Annotated in this window: 11 protein-coding genes and 1 pseudogene; 6 read left to right on the top strand and 6 right to left on the bottom strand. The window is 74.4% G+C overall.

The window, feature by feature from the left end; translation table 11 throughout:
* Positions 1-847: pseudogene (locus ACFUVW_RS12045) on the top strand (beta-galactosidase); the annotation flags it as partial.
* Positions 848-859: 12 nt separating this feature from the next.
* On the opposite strand, the gene abc-f reads toward ACFUVW_RS12045, so the two are convergent.
* The 3 genes from abc-f to ACFUVW_RS12030 all read right to left on the bottom strand — a co-directional run bounded on the left by abc-f (position 860) and on the right by ACFUVW_RS12030 (position 5918).
* Complete coding sequence (gene abc-f, locus ACFUVW_RS12040) at positions 860-2521, bottom strand: ribosomal protection-like ABC-F family protein (protein ID WP_430571563.1); 1662 nt, start codon at positions 2519-2521, stop codon at positions 860-862.
* A 176-nt stretch (positions 2522-2697) separates the two neighbouring features.
* Entirely contained in the window at positions 2698-4767 is a 2070-nt protein-coding gene (locus tag ACFUVW_RS12035) for a beta-galactosidase (RefSeq protein WP_430571562.1), read from the bottom strand.
* A gap of 131 nt (positions 4768-4898) precedes the next feature.
* Complete coding sequence (locus ACFUVW_RS12030; RefSeq protein WP_430571561.1) at positions 4899-5918, bottom strand: LacI family DNA-binding transcriptional regulator; 1020 nt, start codon at positions 5916-5918, stop codon at positions 4899-4901.
* A 112-nt stretch (positions 5919-6030) separates the two neighbouring features.
* Between ACFUVW_RS12030 and ACFUVW_RS12025 the strand changes: the two genes are divergently transcribed.
* From ACFUVW_RS12025 to ACFUVW_RS12005, 5 genes are all read left to right on the top strand, one after another.
* Entirely contained in the window at positions 6031-6405 is a 375-nt protein-coding gene (locus ACFUVW_RS12025; protein WP_430571560.1) for an L-rhamnose mutarotase, read from the top strand.
* 252 nt (positions 6406-6657) lie between these two features.
* Positions 6658-7839 (top strand): L-rhamnose isomerase, encoded by a 1182-nt coding sequence (rhaI, locus tag ACFUVW_RS12020; RefSeq protein ID WP_430571559.1) that lies wholly within the window; start codon positions 6658-6660, stop codon positions 7837-7839.
* A gap of 2 nt (positions 7840-7841) precedes the next feature.
* Positions 7842-8819, top strand: coding sequence for an alpha/beta hydrolase (locus tag ACFUVW_RS12015; protein ID WP_430571558.1), 978 nt, complete (start codon positions 7842-7844; stop codon positions 8817-8819).
* Positions 8820-8877: 58 nt separating this feature from the next.
* Positions 8878-10944: a bifunctional aldolase/short-chain dehydrogenase gene (locus tag ACFUVW_RS12010; RefSeq protein WP_430571557.1), complete on the top strand. Its 2067-nt coding sequence runs from the start codon at positions 8878-8880 to the stop codon at positions 10942-10944.
* Between the two features lie 5 nt (positions 10945-10949).
* On the top strand, positions 10950-12392 hold the full coding sequence (locus ACFUVW_RS12005) for a rhamnulokinase family protein (RefSeq protein WP_430571556.1): 1443 nt from the start codon (positions 10950-10952) through the stop codon (positions 12390-12392).
* Here ACFUVW_RS12005 and ACFUVW_RS12000 read toward each other — a convergent pair.
* The 3 genes from ACFUVW_RS12000 to ACFUVW_RS11990 form a co-directional block, all read right to left on the bottom strand.
* Positions 12377-12907 carry an ATP-binding protein gene (locus ACFUVW_RS12000; RefSeq protein WP_430571555.1) on the bottom strand — a complete coding sequence of 177 codons (531 nt, stop codon included), beginning with the start codon at positions 12905-12907 and terminating at the stop codon, positions 12377-12379. The genes ACFUVW_RS12005 and ACFUVW_RS12000 overlap by 16 nt on opposite strands.
* Positions 12908-13111: 204 nt before the next feature.
* Positions 13112-15151, bottom strand: a complete 2040-nt coding sequence (locus ACFUVW_RS11995) for a pectinesterase family protein (RefSeq protein ID WP_430571554.1) — start codon at positions 15149-15151, stop codon at positions 13112-13114.
* A 21-nt stretch (positions 15152-15172) separates the two neighbouring features.
* Positions 15173-16735 (bottom strand): pectinesterase family protein, encoded by a 1563-nt coding sequence (locus ACFUVW_RS11990; protein WP_430571553.1) that lies wholly within the window; start codon positions 16733-16735, stop codon positions 15173-15175.
* Positions 16736-17079: the final 344 nt, after the last annotated feature.

Here is a 17079-nt window from a genome sequence, read left to right as displayed (position 1 = left end):
GGAGCTGGTGGCGCTGGCCGGGGCGGACGTGTCCGCGCCGCGCGTGGAGCTGTGGCGCGCGCCCACCGACAACGACCGCGGCGCCGCGATGGGCAGCTACGACGGCGACGACCCGACCACCCTGCCGTGGCGCGGCACGCCCGCGCCGTCGGCGGCGGACCGCTGGCGGAGCCAGGGCCTGGACCGGCTCACGCACCGCACCGTCGCCGTCGAGCAGACGGCCGACCGGCTGTCCGTGCAGCGGCGCGTGTCCGCGGCGCAGAGCCGCGCGTCGATCGCCGTCGAGGAGACGTGGACCGCCGAGCGGGCCGCGGACGGCGTCGTCGAGGCCGTGCTGCGCGTCGTCCTGACGCCGGACGACCGGTGGGACGACGTGTGGCCGAGGGTCGGCGTGCACCTGGCGCTGCCGGCCGACGTCGACGGCGCCGCGTGGTTCGGGCTGGGGCCGCACGACTCGTACCCGGACGTGCGCTCCTCGGTGGTGGTGGGGCGCCACCGGGCCGGGATCGACGACCTGACCGTGCCGTACGCGCGGCCGCAGGAGTCGGGGCACCGGTCGGAGGTGCGTGAGCTCGTGCTGGAGCGCGGCGGCCGCCCGTGGGCGGGCCTGACGCTGGGCCGCGACGCCCGCGGCCGCCTGCCCGGGTTCACGCTCTCCCGGCACTCGGCCCACGAGCTCTCCGCGGCGGCGCACCCGCACGAGCTGCCGGTCCCGACGCGGCACCACCTGTACGTGGACGCCGCCCAGCACGGCCTGGGCTCGCGCGCGTGCGGCCCGGACGTGTGGCCGACGGCGATGCTCCGCCCGCAGGCCCGCTCGCTCGAGCTGCGCTGGCGAGCCCTGTGACCGTCGGATTCTCTATCTCGGCAGGGTGGCGGAGTCGGCGACGACGTGGCCGCCCTCGAGCGCGAGACGGCGACCGGTGAAGCGCTCGCGCATCAGGCGGTCGTGGGAGACGAGCACGAGCGTGCCGTCGAAGGCCGCGAACGCGCGCTCCAGCTCCTCGACGAGCGCGGGGGAGAGGTGGTTGGTCGGCTCGTCCACGAGCAGCACGTCCGTGGTGGCGGTGACGACCCGGGCGAGCTCGAGGCGGGAGCGCTGCCCCTGGGACAGCTCGCGCACCGGCCGGGGCAGGTCGTCGGGGCGGAACAGGCCCGTCGCGAGCAGCGCCTCCGCGTGCTCCTCCAGGTCGCCGGGGCGCCCGGCCGCGAACGCGTGCAGCACCGTGCGGCCGTCGTCCGCGGCGAACGCGACCGTCTGCCGCAGGTGGCCGACGGCGCCCGTGCGGCGCGCCGTGCCGGCGTCTGGCCCGACGTCGCCCGCGATCACCCCGAGCAGCGTGCTCTTGCCCGCGCCGTTCGGGCCGGTCACGAGCACGTGCTCGCCCGCGGCCACCGTGAGGCGGGGGACCGAGAGCCGGCCGCGCACCTCGACGCCGTCGAGCTCGACGGCCCAGCCGGCACCGTCGTCGGCCCCGGTCGAGGCGGTGGCGACGTCCGTCCGGAACTCGGCGCGGTCGGCGGGCCGTTCGGCCGGGGCGTCGGCGAGCCGCCGCAGCTGCTCCTTGGCGCGGCGGATGCGCCCGGTCGCGCCGTGCGTGCGCGCCCTGGCCCGGAACGCGCCCGAGCCGAACGACGCCATCGGCAGCTTGCGCGGGATCTGCTCCATCGCCTCGACGTTGGTCGCCGCGACCCGCTCCTGCCGGCCGACCTCCGCGCGCCACCGCTCGTACGCCTGCCGGAGCTGCTCGCGCTCGGCCTCCTTCGCGGCGAGGTAGCCCGCCCAGCCGGTGCCGTAGCGGCGGGCGCGTCCTCCGTCGACCTCGACGAGGGTCGTCGTGAGGTCCGCGAGGAACGCGCGGTCGTGGGTGACGGCGACGACGGTGCCGTCGTGCGACCGCAGCCGCTCCGCGAGCCAGTCGAGCGCGTCGTCGTCGAGGTCGTTGGTCGGCTCGTCGAGCAGCAGCAGCTCGGGGTCGGCGGCGAGGGTCGCCGCCAGTGCGAGGCGCGCGCGCTCGCCGCCCGACAGCGTGCCGAGCGCCCGGCCGCGGTCCAGGCCGGGGAGCCCGAGCCGGTGCAGCGCGACGTCCACGCGGCGGTCGGCCCCGCGCCCGTCCCGGGCGTCGAAGCGAGCGGTGAGCTCCGCGTACCGGCGCAGCGCGTCGTCCAGCGCGGCGCCGTCGAGGGCCCCGAGGCGGTCCTCGAGCGCGGCGACCTCCGCCGCGAGCGCGCGCACGTCCGCCAGCACGTGGTCGATCGCCTGTCCCACGGTGCGGGCGGGCGGGAGGTCGAGGGTCTGCGGCAGGTAGCCGAGCCCGCCCGGGGCGCGCACCACGCGCGTCCCGTTCTGTGGCTCCAGCACGCCGGCGACGACGGCCAGCAGGGTGCTCTTGCCGGAGCCGTTGTCGCCGACGACGCCGACGCGCTCGCCGGGGGAGACGGTCAGGGACAGGCGGTCGAGCACCACACGGTCGGCGTAGCGCAGGGTGAGGTCGGTGAGGGTGAGCTGTGACGGGTCCACGGTCGGGACTCCTTCCGTCGCCGGCGTCGGCGGTGGTGGAGGACGGCGGGCGTGCGAACGCCGACGCGGAGCGGTGCGCTCGGGCCCGCTCGACGCGTCGGCGCCGTTCTCTCACAGAGTTCCCATGGCCGTGCACCCTACGGGCCGGGCCCGCGGGGCGCACGGCGATATCCGCCTCAGCCGACCCGCACCACCCGCACCGCGCCTGCCGGCACGACGAGGGCACCGTCGACGGCGTCGCCGCTCAGCAGCTCCGTGCCGGTCACCGGGGAGTCCGGCGTGCCGAGCGTCGCCTCGGCCCCGGTGTGGTTGATCGCGAACAGCCACGACGTCGCGCCGTCGTCGGCCCACCGCCGCACGACCTCCACGCCCGCCGGTGCGACGACGTCCGGCCCGACGCCGGCGTCGGCCACGAGCCGCTCGGCGAGCGCGCCCAGGCCCGCGTCGTCGAGCCGCGTCCCGACGTACCACGCCCGACCGGCCCCGACCTCGCGGCGGGTGACCGCCGGCCGCCCGGCGAGGGCGCCGTCGTCGTACGACGCGACCACCTCCGTGCCCTCGGCCACGTGCGTCTTCTCGGTCCACAGGTCCGCGGTGGCCTCGCCGCCCACCGCCTTGCCGACCACGCGCACCGGCGCGCCGTCCTGCAGCGGGTGGAACTCCTCGGTGCGCACCCCGAGCAGGTCGCGGAAGGCGCCCGGGTAGCCGCCGAGCCGCACGTGGTCGTGCTCGTCGACGATGCCGGAGAAGTAGGTGACGACGACGGTCGCCCCGCGCTCGGCGGCGGCAGCGACGTTCGCGGCGTCGGCGTCCGTGACGACGTACGTCGTGGGCAGCACCACGAGTTCGTAGCCGTCGAGGCCGGCGCCCGGCGGCACGAGGTCGGTCGTGACGCCGAGCCGCCACAGCGCCCGGTACCAGGCCTGCACCTGGTCCATGTAGCGCAGGTCCTGCGTGGGGTGCGAGTCGAGCTCCGCCCCCCACCACGACGGATAGTCCACGACGACGGCCGCGCGCGAGCGCACTCGCGACCCGCGGACCTCGCCCAGCGCCCGCAGCGCGCGCCCGAGCGTGACGACGTCGCGCCAGACGTCGGAGTCCCGGCCGGCGTGGGGCACCATCGCCGAGTGGTACTTCTCGGCGCCGGCCCGCGACTGGCGCCACTGGAAGAACATCACCGCGTCCGCGCCGCGGGCCACGTGCTGCAGGGAGTTGCGCAGCATCTCGCCCGGCGCCTTGGGCGTGTTGCGCGGCTGCCAGTTCACGGCCGACGTCGAGTGCTCCATGAGGACCCACGGCGCGCCGCCCGCGACGCCGCGCGTGAGGTCGGCGGAGAACGCGAGGTCGACGTGCCGCTCGGGGTCGGCGGGGTAGGTGTAGTGGTCGTTCGCGACGACGTCGAGCTCCGGCCCCCACCGGAAGTAGTCCATGCCCTGGCAGTGCGCCGTCGCCATGAGGTTGGTCGTGACGGGCACGTCCGGCGTGATCTCCCGCAGGGTGTCGCGCAGGTCGAGGTAGTAGTCGAGCAGCGCGTCGGAGGAGAAGCGGTGGAAGTCGAGCTGCTGCGTGGGATTGGCGAAGGTGGGCGCGACGAGCGGCGGCAGCACGTCGTCGAACGACCCGTAGCGCTGCGACCAGAAGGCCGTGCCCCACGCCTCGTTGAGCGCGTCCACGCTGCCGTAGCGCGCGCGCAGCCAGTCGCGGAACGCGGCCGCGGCGGCGTCGGACCAGTCGCGCGGCACGTGGCAGCCGATCTCGTTGTCCACGTGCCAGACGGCGAGCGCGGGGTGGTCGCGGTAGCGCTCGGCGATGCGGGTGGTCATGCGCAGCGCGTAGTCGCGGTGCACGGGGTGCGTGACGGCGTAGGCCTGGCGGCCGCCCTGGTGCAGCGCGGTCCCGTCGGCCAGGCGGGGCAGGATCTCGGGGTGCTTGCGCGTGAGCCACGGCGGCGGCGACGCGGTGGCGGTGGCGAGCGCGACCTGGATGCCGGCGGCGTGCAGCCGGTCCATCGTCTGGTCGAGCCAGGCCCAGTCGAGCTCGCCCTCGCGCGGCTCGATCGTCGCCCAGGAGAAGATCGCCACGCTGAGGATCGTGACGCCGGCCTCGCGCATGAGCTCGAGGTCCTCGAGACGCACGTCGTCGGGCCACTGCTCGGGGTTGTAGTCGCCGCCGAAGCCGAGGCCGACGAGGCCGGCGTTCCAGGGGCGAGGGGTCGGGGTGGACTCCGGAGTCGTGCGTCGTCGCATGACCCGAGTCTGTCATGTATCGATTCAACGGGGAAGCGCTTGCCGCCCTTCCGGTCGCCCTTCCAGCAAGCGATCCTTTGCGTCATCGGTGCGGATGGCGCGAAGGATCGCTTGGTGGAAGGCGTATCGGGTCAGCCGACGCCGGTCGTGGACTCGCGGACGACCAGCTCGGGCTGGAACGTCACCTGCTCGACGGCGTCGTGGGGGTCCAGCAGCAGGTCCGCTGCGCGGTGGCCGAGCTGGTGGGTCGGCTGGCGCACCGACGTGAGCGGCGTGGCCAGCTCGCCCGCGAACGTGACGTCGTCGTACCCCACCACGGCCATGCCGGACGGCACGGGGACGTCCGCCGCGCGAAGCGTGCGCAGGGCGCCGAGGGCGGTGAGGTCGTTGACGCACATGGTGGCCGTCGGGCGGTCGGCGAGCGCGAGGACCTGCTCGGTGCCGGACTGGCCGCCGTCGGCGTTGAGCGTGGCGATCGTGATCTCGACCAGCGCCTCGGCGGGGTCGAGGTCCAGCTCCACGAGCGCGTCGTGCAGGCCGGCGCTGCGGTCGGCGCACTGGCGGATGGTGTGCGGCCCGTTGAGGAAGGCGATCCGCTCGTGCCCGAGGTCGACGAGGTGGCGCGCGGCGGCGGCGGCACCCGCGCGGTCGTCGACGGCCACCGACGACAGCGTGTCGACCGGCGACGGGCGGTCGAGCAGCACGACGCGCAGGCCGCGGGCGCGGAGGGTCTCGAGGTGCTCGAGGTCCTGCGTGGCAGGCACGACCATCACGCCCTGAACGCCGTGCTCCTCGAAGAGTCGCAGGTAGCGGGCCTCGCGCTCCGGCTTCTCGTCGGAGCTGGCGAGCATGAGCGTGTAGTCCGCCTCCTCGAGGCGGTCCTCGATGCCGCGCGCCACGTCGGTGAAGAACGGGTTGGACACGTCGAGCACGATGGCGCCCGCCGTCGTGATGGTGCCGGCGCGCAGCTGCCGGGCGGAGCCGTTGGGCACGAACGCGAGGTCGTCGATGGCGGCGAGCACCCGCTCGCGGGTGGTAGGCGAGACGCGGTCGGGACGGTTGAGCACGTTCGAGACCGTGCCGACCGACACCTTGGCCTGGCGCGCGACGTCGCTGATCGACGCGCGGCGGCGCGGGGCGGTCGTCGTCATGGGCTGCTCCTCGGGTTTCGGGCGCGTCGTCGCGCCTGGGCTCCAGCGTAGAGGTACCTGGGCGCCGGACCGGGCGGCGACCAGCGCGGTCTCGTGTTGCTAGGTTCATCGTATGAACCGTTTCATCGACGACGGCGCAACGACGCACGTCTGCTTCGTGTCCCGCGTACGACGCGACCGGATCGAGGAGTACAAGGCCGCGCACGCCGCCGTCTGGCCCGAGATGCTCGAGGCTCTCGCCGAGACCGGCTGGCACGACTACCGCCTGTTCCTCGGCGCCGACGGGCTGCTCGTCGGCGTCCTGCGGACCGACGACTACGAGCGCGCGCAGCGCGACATGGCCGCCCGCGAGGTGAACGAGCGCTGGCAGGCCGCCATGAAGGACTTCTTCGAGCCTGCCGAGGGGCGCCCCGACGAAGGCTTCGTCCAGCTCGAGGAGGTCTTCCACCTGGAGTCGCAGCTCGACGCCGCGCGCCGCGCCGGCTGACCGTCCGCGACCTGTCAGGGCCACGCGCACGTATACCTGCTCGTGGCCCTGACACCTCCCAGCGCTCGCGAGTTGTCAGGGCTAGGTTCACGTATACGTGCTCCTGGCCCTGACAAGTCGGCGGGCGGGTGTTCGAACGTGCGCGGACGGTTGACGCCGCCTCGCGCCCCGCCTAGGCTATGAAACGATTCAAAGCGGTCGCCCTGCCGGCCGCACCACCATCGCGCGAGGGAGCGCGGACGAGGAGGACACATGACGGCGACGACGCCCGTGCTCGACGCACGGCTGCGCAAGGCCCTCGGCGAGCAGACCATCGAGCTGCCCTCGTGGGCGTTCGGCAACTCGGGCACCCGGTTCAAGGTCTTCGGCACGCCCGGGACCCCCCGCGACCCGTACGAGAAGATCGCGGACGCCGCCCAGGTGCACCGCTACACGGGCATCGCTCCGCGCGTGTCGCTGCACGTCCCGTGGGACCTGGTCGACGACTTCTCCGACCTGGCCCGGCACGCCAAGGAGCACGGCGTGACCATCGGGATGATCAACTCGAACCTGTTCCAGGACGACGACTACAAGCTCGGCTCCCTCACGCACTCCGACCCGGCCGTGCGCCGCAAGGCCGTGGCCCACCACGTGCAGTGCATCGACGTCATGCGCGCCACGGGGTCCAAGGAGCTGAAGGTCTGGCTGCCGGACGGCACCAACTACCCCGGTCAGGACTCGATCCGCGCCCGTCAGGACCGGCTGGCCGAGTCGCTCGCGGAGATCTACGCCGAGCTCGACGACGACCACCGCATGGTGCTCGAGTACAAGTTCTTCGAGCCGGCGTTCTACCACACGGACGTGCCGGACTGGGGCACGTCCCTGCTGCACTGCCTGGCCCTCGGCGAGAAGGCGAACGTCGTGCTGGACACGGGCCACCACGCGCCCGGCACCAACATCGAGTTCATCGTGGCGCAGCTGCTGCGCCAGGGCCGGCTCGGGGCGTTCGACTTCAACTCGCGCTTCTACGCCGACGACGACCTCATGGCCGGCGCCGCGGACCCGTTCCAGCTGTTCCGGATCATGCACGAGATCGTGCAGGCCGACGCGCTGCGACCGGAGTCGGGGGTGAACTTCATGCTCGACCAGTGCCACAACGTCGAGGAGAAGATCCCCGGCCAGATCCGCTCCGTGATGAACGTGCAGGAGGCCACGGCCAAGGCGCTGCTCGTGGACGCCGAGGCGCTCGACGCCGCGCAGCGCTCCGGGGACGTGCTCGGCGCCAACGGCGTGCTCATGGACGCGTACAACACCGACGTCCGTGACTTGCTCGCCGACCTGCGCACCGAGCAGGGCCTGGACGCCGACCCGATGAAGGCGTTCGCCGCCTCGGGGTACGCGGAGAAGATCGCGGCCGAGCGCGTCGGCGGCCAGCAGGCCGGCTGGGGCGCCTGAGCATGACGACGACGGCGGCGGGCGCGACGGCGGACACCGCGCCAGGCCCGGCGGGCCGGGGCGCCGCGGTCGCCGACCGCGTGCTCGCGGGGCCGCACGGCGACCTGCGGGTGCGTGTCTACCGCCCGGACGGCACGCCCGTCGCGGGCATGGTGTGGGCGCACGGCGGGGCGTTCGCGCACGGCGACCTCGACATGCCCGAGGCCGACGGCGTCGCGCGCGGTCTCGCCGCGGCGGGGATCGCCGTCGTGAGCGTCGAGTACCGCCTGGTGCCCGCGATCGACTACCGCGCCGCGGGCGCGACGCCCGGCACCGGCGGTGTCCGCTTCCCGGTGCCGTCCGAGGAGGTCGCCTTCGCGTTCGCGTGGGCCGCGGGGGGCGGCGCCGCCGACCTCGGCGTCCCCGCGGGGCGGTGGTCGCTGGGCGGCGCCAGCGCCGGCGGCGACCTCGCCGCGGGGGCGTCGCTGCGCCTGCGCGACGGCGCGGTCCCGCTCGGCTCGCTCGGTCAGGGCGGCACGCCCGACGGCGTGGTCCCGGCGCCGCGCAGCGTCGTGCTCGCCTACCCGGTGACTCACCAGGAGCTGCCCGCGCCCTCGGAGGAGCTGGCCGCCAAGGTCGCGGCGCTGCCGCCGGAGAAGGACTTCCCGCCCGCGGCGGTGCGCGCGATGAACGCGAACTACCTCGGCCACGACGGCCCGGCGACCTCGCCCTACGCGTTCCCCGGCGGCCAGGACCTGCGCGGCCTGCCGCCCACGCTGGTCGTCAACTCCGACCACGACGCCCTGCGCTCGGGCGGCGAGGCCTACGCCGCCGAGCTCGCGGCCGCCGGGGTCGACGTCCTCGTGGTCCGCGAGGACGGCACCGTGCACGGCCACCTCAACCATCCCGAGCACCCCGGCTCCGCGCGCAGCCTCGCGCGGATCGTCGCGTGGCTCACGACCGACGCCCTCGTCGGCACCACGCACGAGCCCCCGCGCTGACCCCGTACCCCTGACACCCACCCGTCCGTCGGACGACGGACCGACCACCGGAGCACCGATGTCGAACCAGACCGTCAACCCGACCGTGGAGGCCCTCGTCGCGCGGTCGAACCGCCTGGGCGCCGACCCGCGGAACACCAACTACGCCGGCGGCAACACGTCCGCCAAGGGGATCGAGAAGGACCCGGTCACCGGGCAGGACGTCGAGCTGCTGTGGGTCAAGGGCTCCGGCGGCGACCTCGGCACCCTAACCTCGAAGGGCCTCGCCGTGCTGCGGCTCGACCGCCTGCGCGCCCTGGTCGACGTGTACCCGGGGGTGGAGCGCGAGGACGAGATGGTCGCCGCCTTCGACTACTGCCTGCACGGCAAGGGCGGCGCCGCCCCGAGCATCGACACGGCCATGCACGGCCTCGTCGACGCCGCGCACGTGGACCACCTGCACCCGGACGCCGGCATCGCGATCGCGACCGCCGTCGACGGCCCCGAGCTCACGCAGAAGATCTTCGGCGGCAAGGTCGTGTGGGTGCCGTGGCGCCGCCCCGGCTTCCAGCTCGGCCTGGACATCGCGGAGATCAAGGCGGCGAACCCCGACGCGATCGGCACCGTGCTCGGCGGGCACGGCATCACCGCCTGGGGCGACACGGCCGAGGAGGCCGAGGCGAGCTCGCTGTGGATCATCGAGACCGCCGCCGCGTACATCGCGGAGCACGGCGCGCCGGAGCCCTTCGGCCCGGCCCTCGACGGCTACGGCGCCCTGCCCGACGACGAGCGCCGCGCCAAGGCCGCCGCGCTCGCCCCGCACCTGCGGGCCGTCGCCTCCCACGACAAGCCGCAGGTCGGCCACTTCACCGACGCCGACGTCGTCCTCGACTTCCTGGCGAGCGCCGAGCACGCGCGCCTCGCGGAGCTCGGCACCAGCTGCCCCGACCACTTCCTGCGCACCAAGGTGAAGCCGCTGGTCGTGGACCTGCCGGCCACCGCGACGGTCGAGGAGATCGTGGAGCGCCTGCCCGAGCTGCACGAGGCGTACCGCGCCGACTACACGGCGTACTACGAGCGCGGCGCCGCCGAGGCGCGCGCCCGCGGCGAGGAGCCGCCCGCCATGCGCGGCGCGGACCCGGCCATCGTGCTCGTGCCGGGCGTCGGGATGTTCTCCTACGGCGCGGACAAGCAGACCGCCCGCGTGGCCGGCGAGTTCTACGTCAACGCGATCAACGTCATGCGCGGCGCCGAGGCCCTGTCCACCTACGCCCCGATCGACGAGTCGGAGAAGTTCCGCATCGAGTACTGGGCGCTCGAGGAGGCCAAGCTCCAGCGCAAGCCGAAGCCCAAGCCGCTCGCCACGCGCATCGCGTTCGTCACCGGCGCGGCGTCGGGCATCGGCAAGGCCATCGCCACCCGCCTCGCGGCGGAGGGCGCCTGCGTCGTCGTCGCCGACCTCGACCTGGAGAAGGCCCAGGCGGCGGCCGCCGAGCTCGGGAACACCGACGTCGCGATCGGGCTGGCGGCGAACGTCGCCGACGAGGCCGCCGTCCAGGCCGCGCTCGCCGAGGCCGTCCTCGCCTTCGGCGGCGTGGACATCATCGTGAACAACGCGGGCCTGTCCCTGAGCAAGTCGCTCTTCGACACCACCGAGGCGGACTGGGACCTGCAGCACGACGTCATGGCCAAGGGCTCGTTCCTCGTGGCCAAGAACGCCGCGCGCATCCTCGTGGACCAGAAGCTCGGCGGCGACATCGTCTACATCTCGTCGAAGAACTCCGTCTTCGCCGGCCCCAACAACATCGCGTACTCCGCCACCAAGGCCGACCAGGCGCACCAGGTGCGGCTGCTGGCCGCCGAGCTCGGCGAGCACGGCATCAAGGTCAACGGCATCAACCCGGACGGCGTCGTGCGCGGCTCCGGCATCTTCGCCTCCGGCTGGGGCGCCAACCGCGCCAAGACGTACGGCATCGAGGAGCAGGACCTGGGCAAGTTCTACGCCCAGCGCACGCTGCTCAAGCGCGAGGTGCTGCCCGAGCACGTCGCGAACGCCGTCTACGCGCTGTGCACGTCCGACTTCTCGCACACCACCGGCCTGCACGTGCCCGTCGACGCCGGCGTGGCGCAGGCGTTCCTGCGATGACGGCGGTGTCGGCAGCCCCGGGGTCGACGACGGGCACCCTCGCCGCCGTCGACCTGGGCGCCACCAGCGGCCGCGTCATCCTGGGCCGCTTCGGCGGCCGCGAGGGGCTGCGGCTGCAGCACGTGGCGCGGTTCCCCAACGAGCCGGTCCGCACGCCCGACGGGCTGCACTGGAACCTGCTGGAGCTCTACCGCCAGGTGCTCGACGGGCTGGCCGCGGCCGAGCGCGAGGCGCCGGGGGAGATCCTCGGCGTCGGGATCGACTCGTGGGCCGTGGACTACGGCCTGCTGCGCGGCGGCCGGCTGCTCGGCGTGCCGTACCACTACCGGGACGCGCGGACGGCGGACGGCGTGGAGCGCGTGCACGCGCGGGTCGACGCCGCGGCGCTGTACGCGCGCAACGGGCTCCAGCACCTGCCGTTCAACACCGTGTTCCAGCTCGCCACGGAGGGGCCGCTGCTCGACCTCGCCGACCGGCTGCTGCTGGTGCCCGACCTGCTCGCGCACTGGCTCACCGGCGCCGAGGTCGCCGAGCGCACCAACGCCTCCACCACCGGGCTGCTGGACGCGCGCACGGGGGAGTGGGACACGGAGCTCGCCGGCCTGGTCGGCCTCCCCGCCGGCCTGCTGCCCCCGGTCGTCGAGCCGGGGACGTCGCTCGGCACGCTGCGGCCCGACGTCGCGCAGCTCGTGGGCCGGGCCTTGGAGGTCACGGCGGTCGGCTCGCACGACACGGCCTCCGCCGTCGTCGCCGTCCCTGCCACCGGCCGGGACGTCGCCTACGTCTCGTGCGGCACCTGGGGTCTGGTCGGCCTGGAGCTCGACGCGCCGGTGCTCTCCGAGGACGCCCGCCTCGCCGGCTTCACCAACGAGGGCGGCGTCGACGGGCGCACGCGGTTCCTGCACAACGTCATGGGCCTGTGGCTGCTCAGCGAGTCGATCCGCACCTGGGAGCGCGAGTCCACGGCGGCGCAGCGTTCCAGCACGCTGCAGGAGCTCTTGGCCGAGGCGGCGCACGTCACGGCGCCGGTGGCCGTCTTCGACGTCGACGACCCGCGCTTCCTGCCGCCGGGCGACATCCCCGGGCGGATCGCCGACTGGTGCCGCGAGCGCGACCAGCCCGTGCCCGCCACGCGCGGGGAGTACGTGCGCAGCATCGTCGAGAGCCTGGCGCAGGCGTTCGCGGACGCCGTCACGACGGCGGCGAAGCTCGCCGGGCGCACCGTGTCGACCATCCACGTCGTCGGCGGCGGTGCGCAGAACACGCTGCTGTGCCAGGCGACGGCGGACCGCTCCGGGCTGCCCGTGGTCGCCGGGCCCGTCGAGGCCACCGCCATCGGCAACCTGCTCGTGCAGGCCCGTGCTCGAGGGCTGGTGGACGGCGGCCTGGAGGACCTGCGCGCGCTCGTCGCCGCGGCGTTCACGCCCGAGCGCTACGCGCCGCGGTAGGCCCCTCGGGGCGACGCGCCCGCCGCGCCGTGGCCGGCCAGGCCCTGCGGCGCGGTGACGGGCGCCGGGTCCGCGGTCGTGAACCGCGCCCACACGTGCTTCTCGCCGCGGTCCGTGCGGTACCAGCCGACCTCGTCGGCGATCGTCTTCGCGAGGCGCAGGCCGTGGCCGCCCTCGCCCGGCTCGCGGTCGTGCGGGACGACGGGCGGCGCGTCGGGGCTGCGGTCGACGACGTCCACCACGGCGACGTCGCCGTCGCACAGCAGCCGCGCGACCACGGGCGGGCGGGCGTGCTCCAGGGCGTTCGCCACCAGCTCGCTCGCCACCAGCACCATGCGCTGCCGCCCGGACAGCCCGCCGAGGTCGCCGGACGGGCCGACGCGGGCGGGCGCACAGTCGCACGGCAGGCGGGTCTCGAGCGCGGCGCGCACGTCCGCGAGGTCGTCGACGGTACGCACGCTCCACGCCCCGACCACGTCGAGCCGCCCGACGGGGACGGCCTCGACCGGCGTCACCGGCGCACGTCCGGAACCATGCAGCCTCCTGTGGCCACGGGGATGGGTGCCTTCCGAGGGCCGCGGGGGCGGCCTGAACCGTCGTCGACCCTACTGCCCCGAGGCCGCCACCGCGCGCGCTGTGACGAACGTCGTGATGAGCGCGGCCCACGGTGCGGGACGACGTCGCCCATGCGCCGCGGACCGCGCTCGCCACGGGCCAGGTCAGCGCCACGGCGCCCACCCGTCGTCGCCGGAGAGGTACGTCTCGCGGGTGTGCGCGGCGGCCTCGTCGGCGGTCAGCTGGGGGCGACCGTCGACGGCCTCGCCGGCGGGCGCGGCGCCCGGTCCGGCGTTGCGGTGCTCGCGCATGAAGTCGTCGCGCCACGACCAGCCGCTCATGTCCGACCAGGCCGGTGTGCCGACGTGCGCACCCAGCCACGAGTCCCGCACGACGACGGACGGGTCGACCAGCGGGTTGCTGCTCGGGTGCCACGGGCGGCCGAGGAAGACGGTGCCCGCCGCCGCGTCGGAGGTGAAGCGGCTGCCGGTGAACAGGAAGCCCTGGCCGCCCGGCACCGTCGCCGGCGCGGCCACGTACCCGTTGTTCGTCGCGGAGCCGCGGTCGAGCGAACGGATCTCCGAGTCCTCGACGACGAGGGTGCCGCCGCCGTAGACGAAGTCGACGTCGCCCTCGATGTACGAGTCCGTCACGTAGGTGCGGGCCGCCGTGTCGCCGGAGCCCGGGTCGGCCAGGTACGTGTCCTGGTTGCCCAGCAGCCGCACGCCGTCGAGCACGGTGCGGTCGCCCGACGTGCGCAGCGCGAGCGCCTGGCTGCCGCCGTGCGCGGCCTCGTCGTAGGCGTTCTCGACGGTGAGGTCGCGCAGCGTGACGTCCTCGGCCAGCACCGACAGCACCGGCGAGCCGGTGTGCCCGAACGTGCCGCCGTAGAACTTGGCCTGACCGGCGGCGAGGTCGTAGGTGAGCACGACGTCCTCCGGGTCGCCCGTGGCGCCGCGGATCGTGAGGCCGTCGGCGCCGGGCCAGACGCGCACGACCTCGCGGTAGACGCCCGGCTCGACGACGACGTCGACCGGGTGCGGCGAGCGCGAGGCTGCGCCCACCGCGGCCCCGACCGACGCGTAGTCGCCGGTGCCGTCGAGCGCCACCGTGACCGTGCGGCGGACCTTCTCGGGCGCGCCGAGCGTGCCCGCGCCCGCCGTGAGGAGCTCCACGACGTCGTCCACGTCGTCCGGCGAGTACGCGTACCGCGCGGCCGGGTCGAACGTCGGCCCGGTGTCGTCCTTGCGCCCGCGGATCGTCGTGAACCGGTTGTCGCGCGAGTCGACCCTCGACGCCGGGTCCTTGGCGACGATCGCGTCCTCGCCGTTCGAGTACACGCTCGACTCGACGACGAGCTGCGACGCGCCGCGCGACATCGTGCCGTACTGCGCCTGCCCGTCGAACCAGTTGTTGTACAGGTGGCCGGCGGCGACGTTGTCGATGCTCGCGTTGCGCTGATAGGTGTTCGAGAACCGGTTGTGGTGCATCGTGATCTCGGTGACCACGTTGTCGGTCCAGCCCACGCCCACCGTCTTGTTGTGGTCGTGCAGGTAGTTCCAGGAAAGCGTGACCGCCGTGGAGTCCTTGCGGACGTCGATCAGCCCGTCGCCGAGGCGGGTGAGCTCGTTGTGGTCGATCCACACGTGGCTGGACGTGTCGACGCGGATGCCGTCGTTGTCGTTGTCGGCGCTCTTGCCGTCCCAGTCGCCCGGCACGTACGAGTCGCGGAAGCGCAGGCTGCGCACGATGACGTTCTCCACGTGGTCGAGCCGCAGGCCGACGCCCACGAGCTCGGCGCCGGACGCGAGCCCGACGATGGTCTTGTCGCTCGCGACGTCGATCATCGAGCCGAGCTCCTCCGGCTCGATGGTGCCCTTGACGTAGATGGTCAGGGGTTCGTCCGACGCCGCGGCCTCGGCGAGCGCGGCCGCGTCGCGGACGGTGACGACGTCGCCGCCCGCGCCGCCCGTGGTGCCGTGCGGGAGGTCGGCGGTGGGCGTGGACGCGAAGCCGGTCGCGACGGGCGACCAGACGGGGCCGTCCGCCGTCGTGGTGCCCGGTGCGCCGATCCGCTCCAGGACGGCGGCGCCCGCGGCGGCCGGGTCGTCGGCGGGTGCCGCGTGCGCGGCGGGGCCGAGCAGGGTCAGGGCCAGCACGGGGGCGCCGAGCAGCGCCGCGGCGCGGGTGGTCGTGGGTCTCATGGTTCCTCCTGGGGTGTCGGGTCAGGACTCGCGGGGGTCGTCGGTCGAGCGGCCGCCGCCGACGAGGGGGACGTCGTCGAGCACGGTGCCGTCGCCGGCGTCGCGCAGGGCGAGGGTCTCCCTCGGTCCGTTCGCCTCGGCGTCGTAGGAGTTCTCGAGCGTGAGGTCGCGCAGGGTGACGCCGTCGGCGAGGACGGTCGCGGTGGCCCAGTCGCTCGCCGGCTTGTCGTAGGTGACGACGACGTCGGCCGGGTCGCCGGTCGCGCCACGGATCGTGAGCCCCTCGGCCCCCGGCCACACGGAGAGCACCTCGCGGTAGGTCCCCGGCCCGACGACGATCTCGACCGGCCGCGGCGACCGCGACGCCGCTCCCACGGCGGCCTGGAGCGACAGGTAGTCGCCGGTACCGTCCTGCGCCACCGTGACGCGCCGGCCGAGCCGGTCGTCGTGCGTGGAGCGGGTGCCGGCGTACCGGGTCAGCAGCGGGACGACGTCCTCGACGGGGTCGGCCGTGTAGTCGTAGCGGGCGGACGCCTCGAAGGTGGGCCCGGTCTCGGCCGGCTCCTCGCCCCAGTTCCCGCGGAACAGGTTGTCGCGCTGGTGCAGGCGGGCGGCGTCGCCGCTGAGGACGAGCGGGTTGCGGGCGTTCTCGTAGACGCTCGACTCGACCAGCAGCTGGGAGCCGCCGCGGGACGTCGTGCCGTAGGAGCTCACCCCGGACAGCCAGTTGTTGTAGAGGTGGCCGAGCGCGACGTTGTCGATGCTGCCGTTGCGCTGGTGCACGTTCGAGAACCGGTTGTGGTGCAGCGTCAGCGTCGTCAGCAGGTTGTCCGTCCACCCGACGCCGAGCGTCTTGTTGTGGTCGTGGAAGAAGTTCCACGACGCCGTCACCGCGGTCGAGTCCTTGCGGACGTCGAGCTGGCCGTCGCCGAGGCGCGCGAACTCGTTGTGGTCCACCCACACGTGGTCCGACGTGTCGATGCGGATGCCGTCGTTGTCGTTGTCGGCGCTCTTGCCGTCCCAGTCGGCCGGGACGTACGAGTCGCGGAACGTGAGGTTGCGGATGATGACGTTCTCGACCTCGAGCAGCCGCAGCCCGCCGCCGACGAGCTCGCCGCCCGCCGCCGCGCCGACGATCGTCTTGTCGCTCCCGACGTCGATCATCGAGCCGAACGGCTCCACGTCGAGGGTGCCCTGCACGACGATCGTCAGCGGCTCGTCGGCCGCCGCGTACGCCGCGAGGTCCGCGGCGTCGCGCACGGTGACCGTCCGCCCGCCCGCCCCGCCGGTGGTGCCGTCCGGGAGGTCGTCGGTCGGCACGGATGCGAAGCCCGTCGCGGTGGGCGACCAGACGGGGCCGTCCGCGGTGGTCGTGGGCGGTGCGCCGATGCGGTGCAGCAGCGCTCGGCCCGCGGCCTCGGCGTCCGTGCCCGGCGACGCGTGCGCCACCGGCGCGAGCAGCGTCAGGCCGAGCGCCGGGGCGGCCAGGGCGGCGGCGAGCCGACGGCGTCGCGAACCGGACCGGTGCGGTCGTGCGGAGTCCGGGCGGTGCGGGATGGGTCGATGGTCCGCCGTGAAGGGCATCGTCGCGCCTCTCGTGAGACTCGGGCCGGAACAGCCCTCGGGTCGGGACGAGCGGGGCGCCCGGTGGTGCCTGGTCGTGCTGCTCGTGGTGCGGCCGACGTCGGTGTCGGTCTTCCCGTGCCCGTCGCGCTCTGCGACCGGAAACGCCTCAGAAACCGGTTTCTCAGAACCTAGCCGAGCCGGGCGCTCGCGTCAATAGTTCAGCGACCGCAATCAATCGCGGTCCTCGCTGCGCGGCCTCGACCACAGGCGCGCCCACGAGGAACGACGAGAGCGGGGCGAGGGTTTCTCCGCGGCGACGTATCCCTCCCGAAGTGGAGGGCGCCCTGGCGCCCGTGAACGCG

This window comes from Isoptericola sp. NPDC057391 (genome assembly GCF_042668085.1).
Taxonomy (GTDB): domain Bacteria; phylum Actinomycetota; class Actinomycetes; order Actinomycetales; family Cellulomonadaceae; genus Isoptericola.
This window is presented reverse-complemented; position numbering and strand designations above follow the sequence as displayed.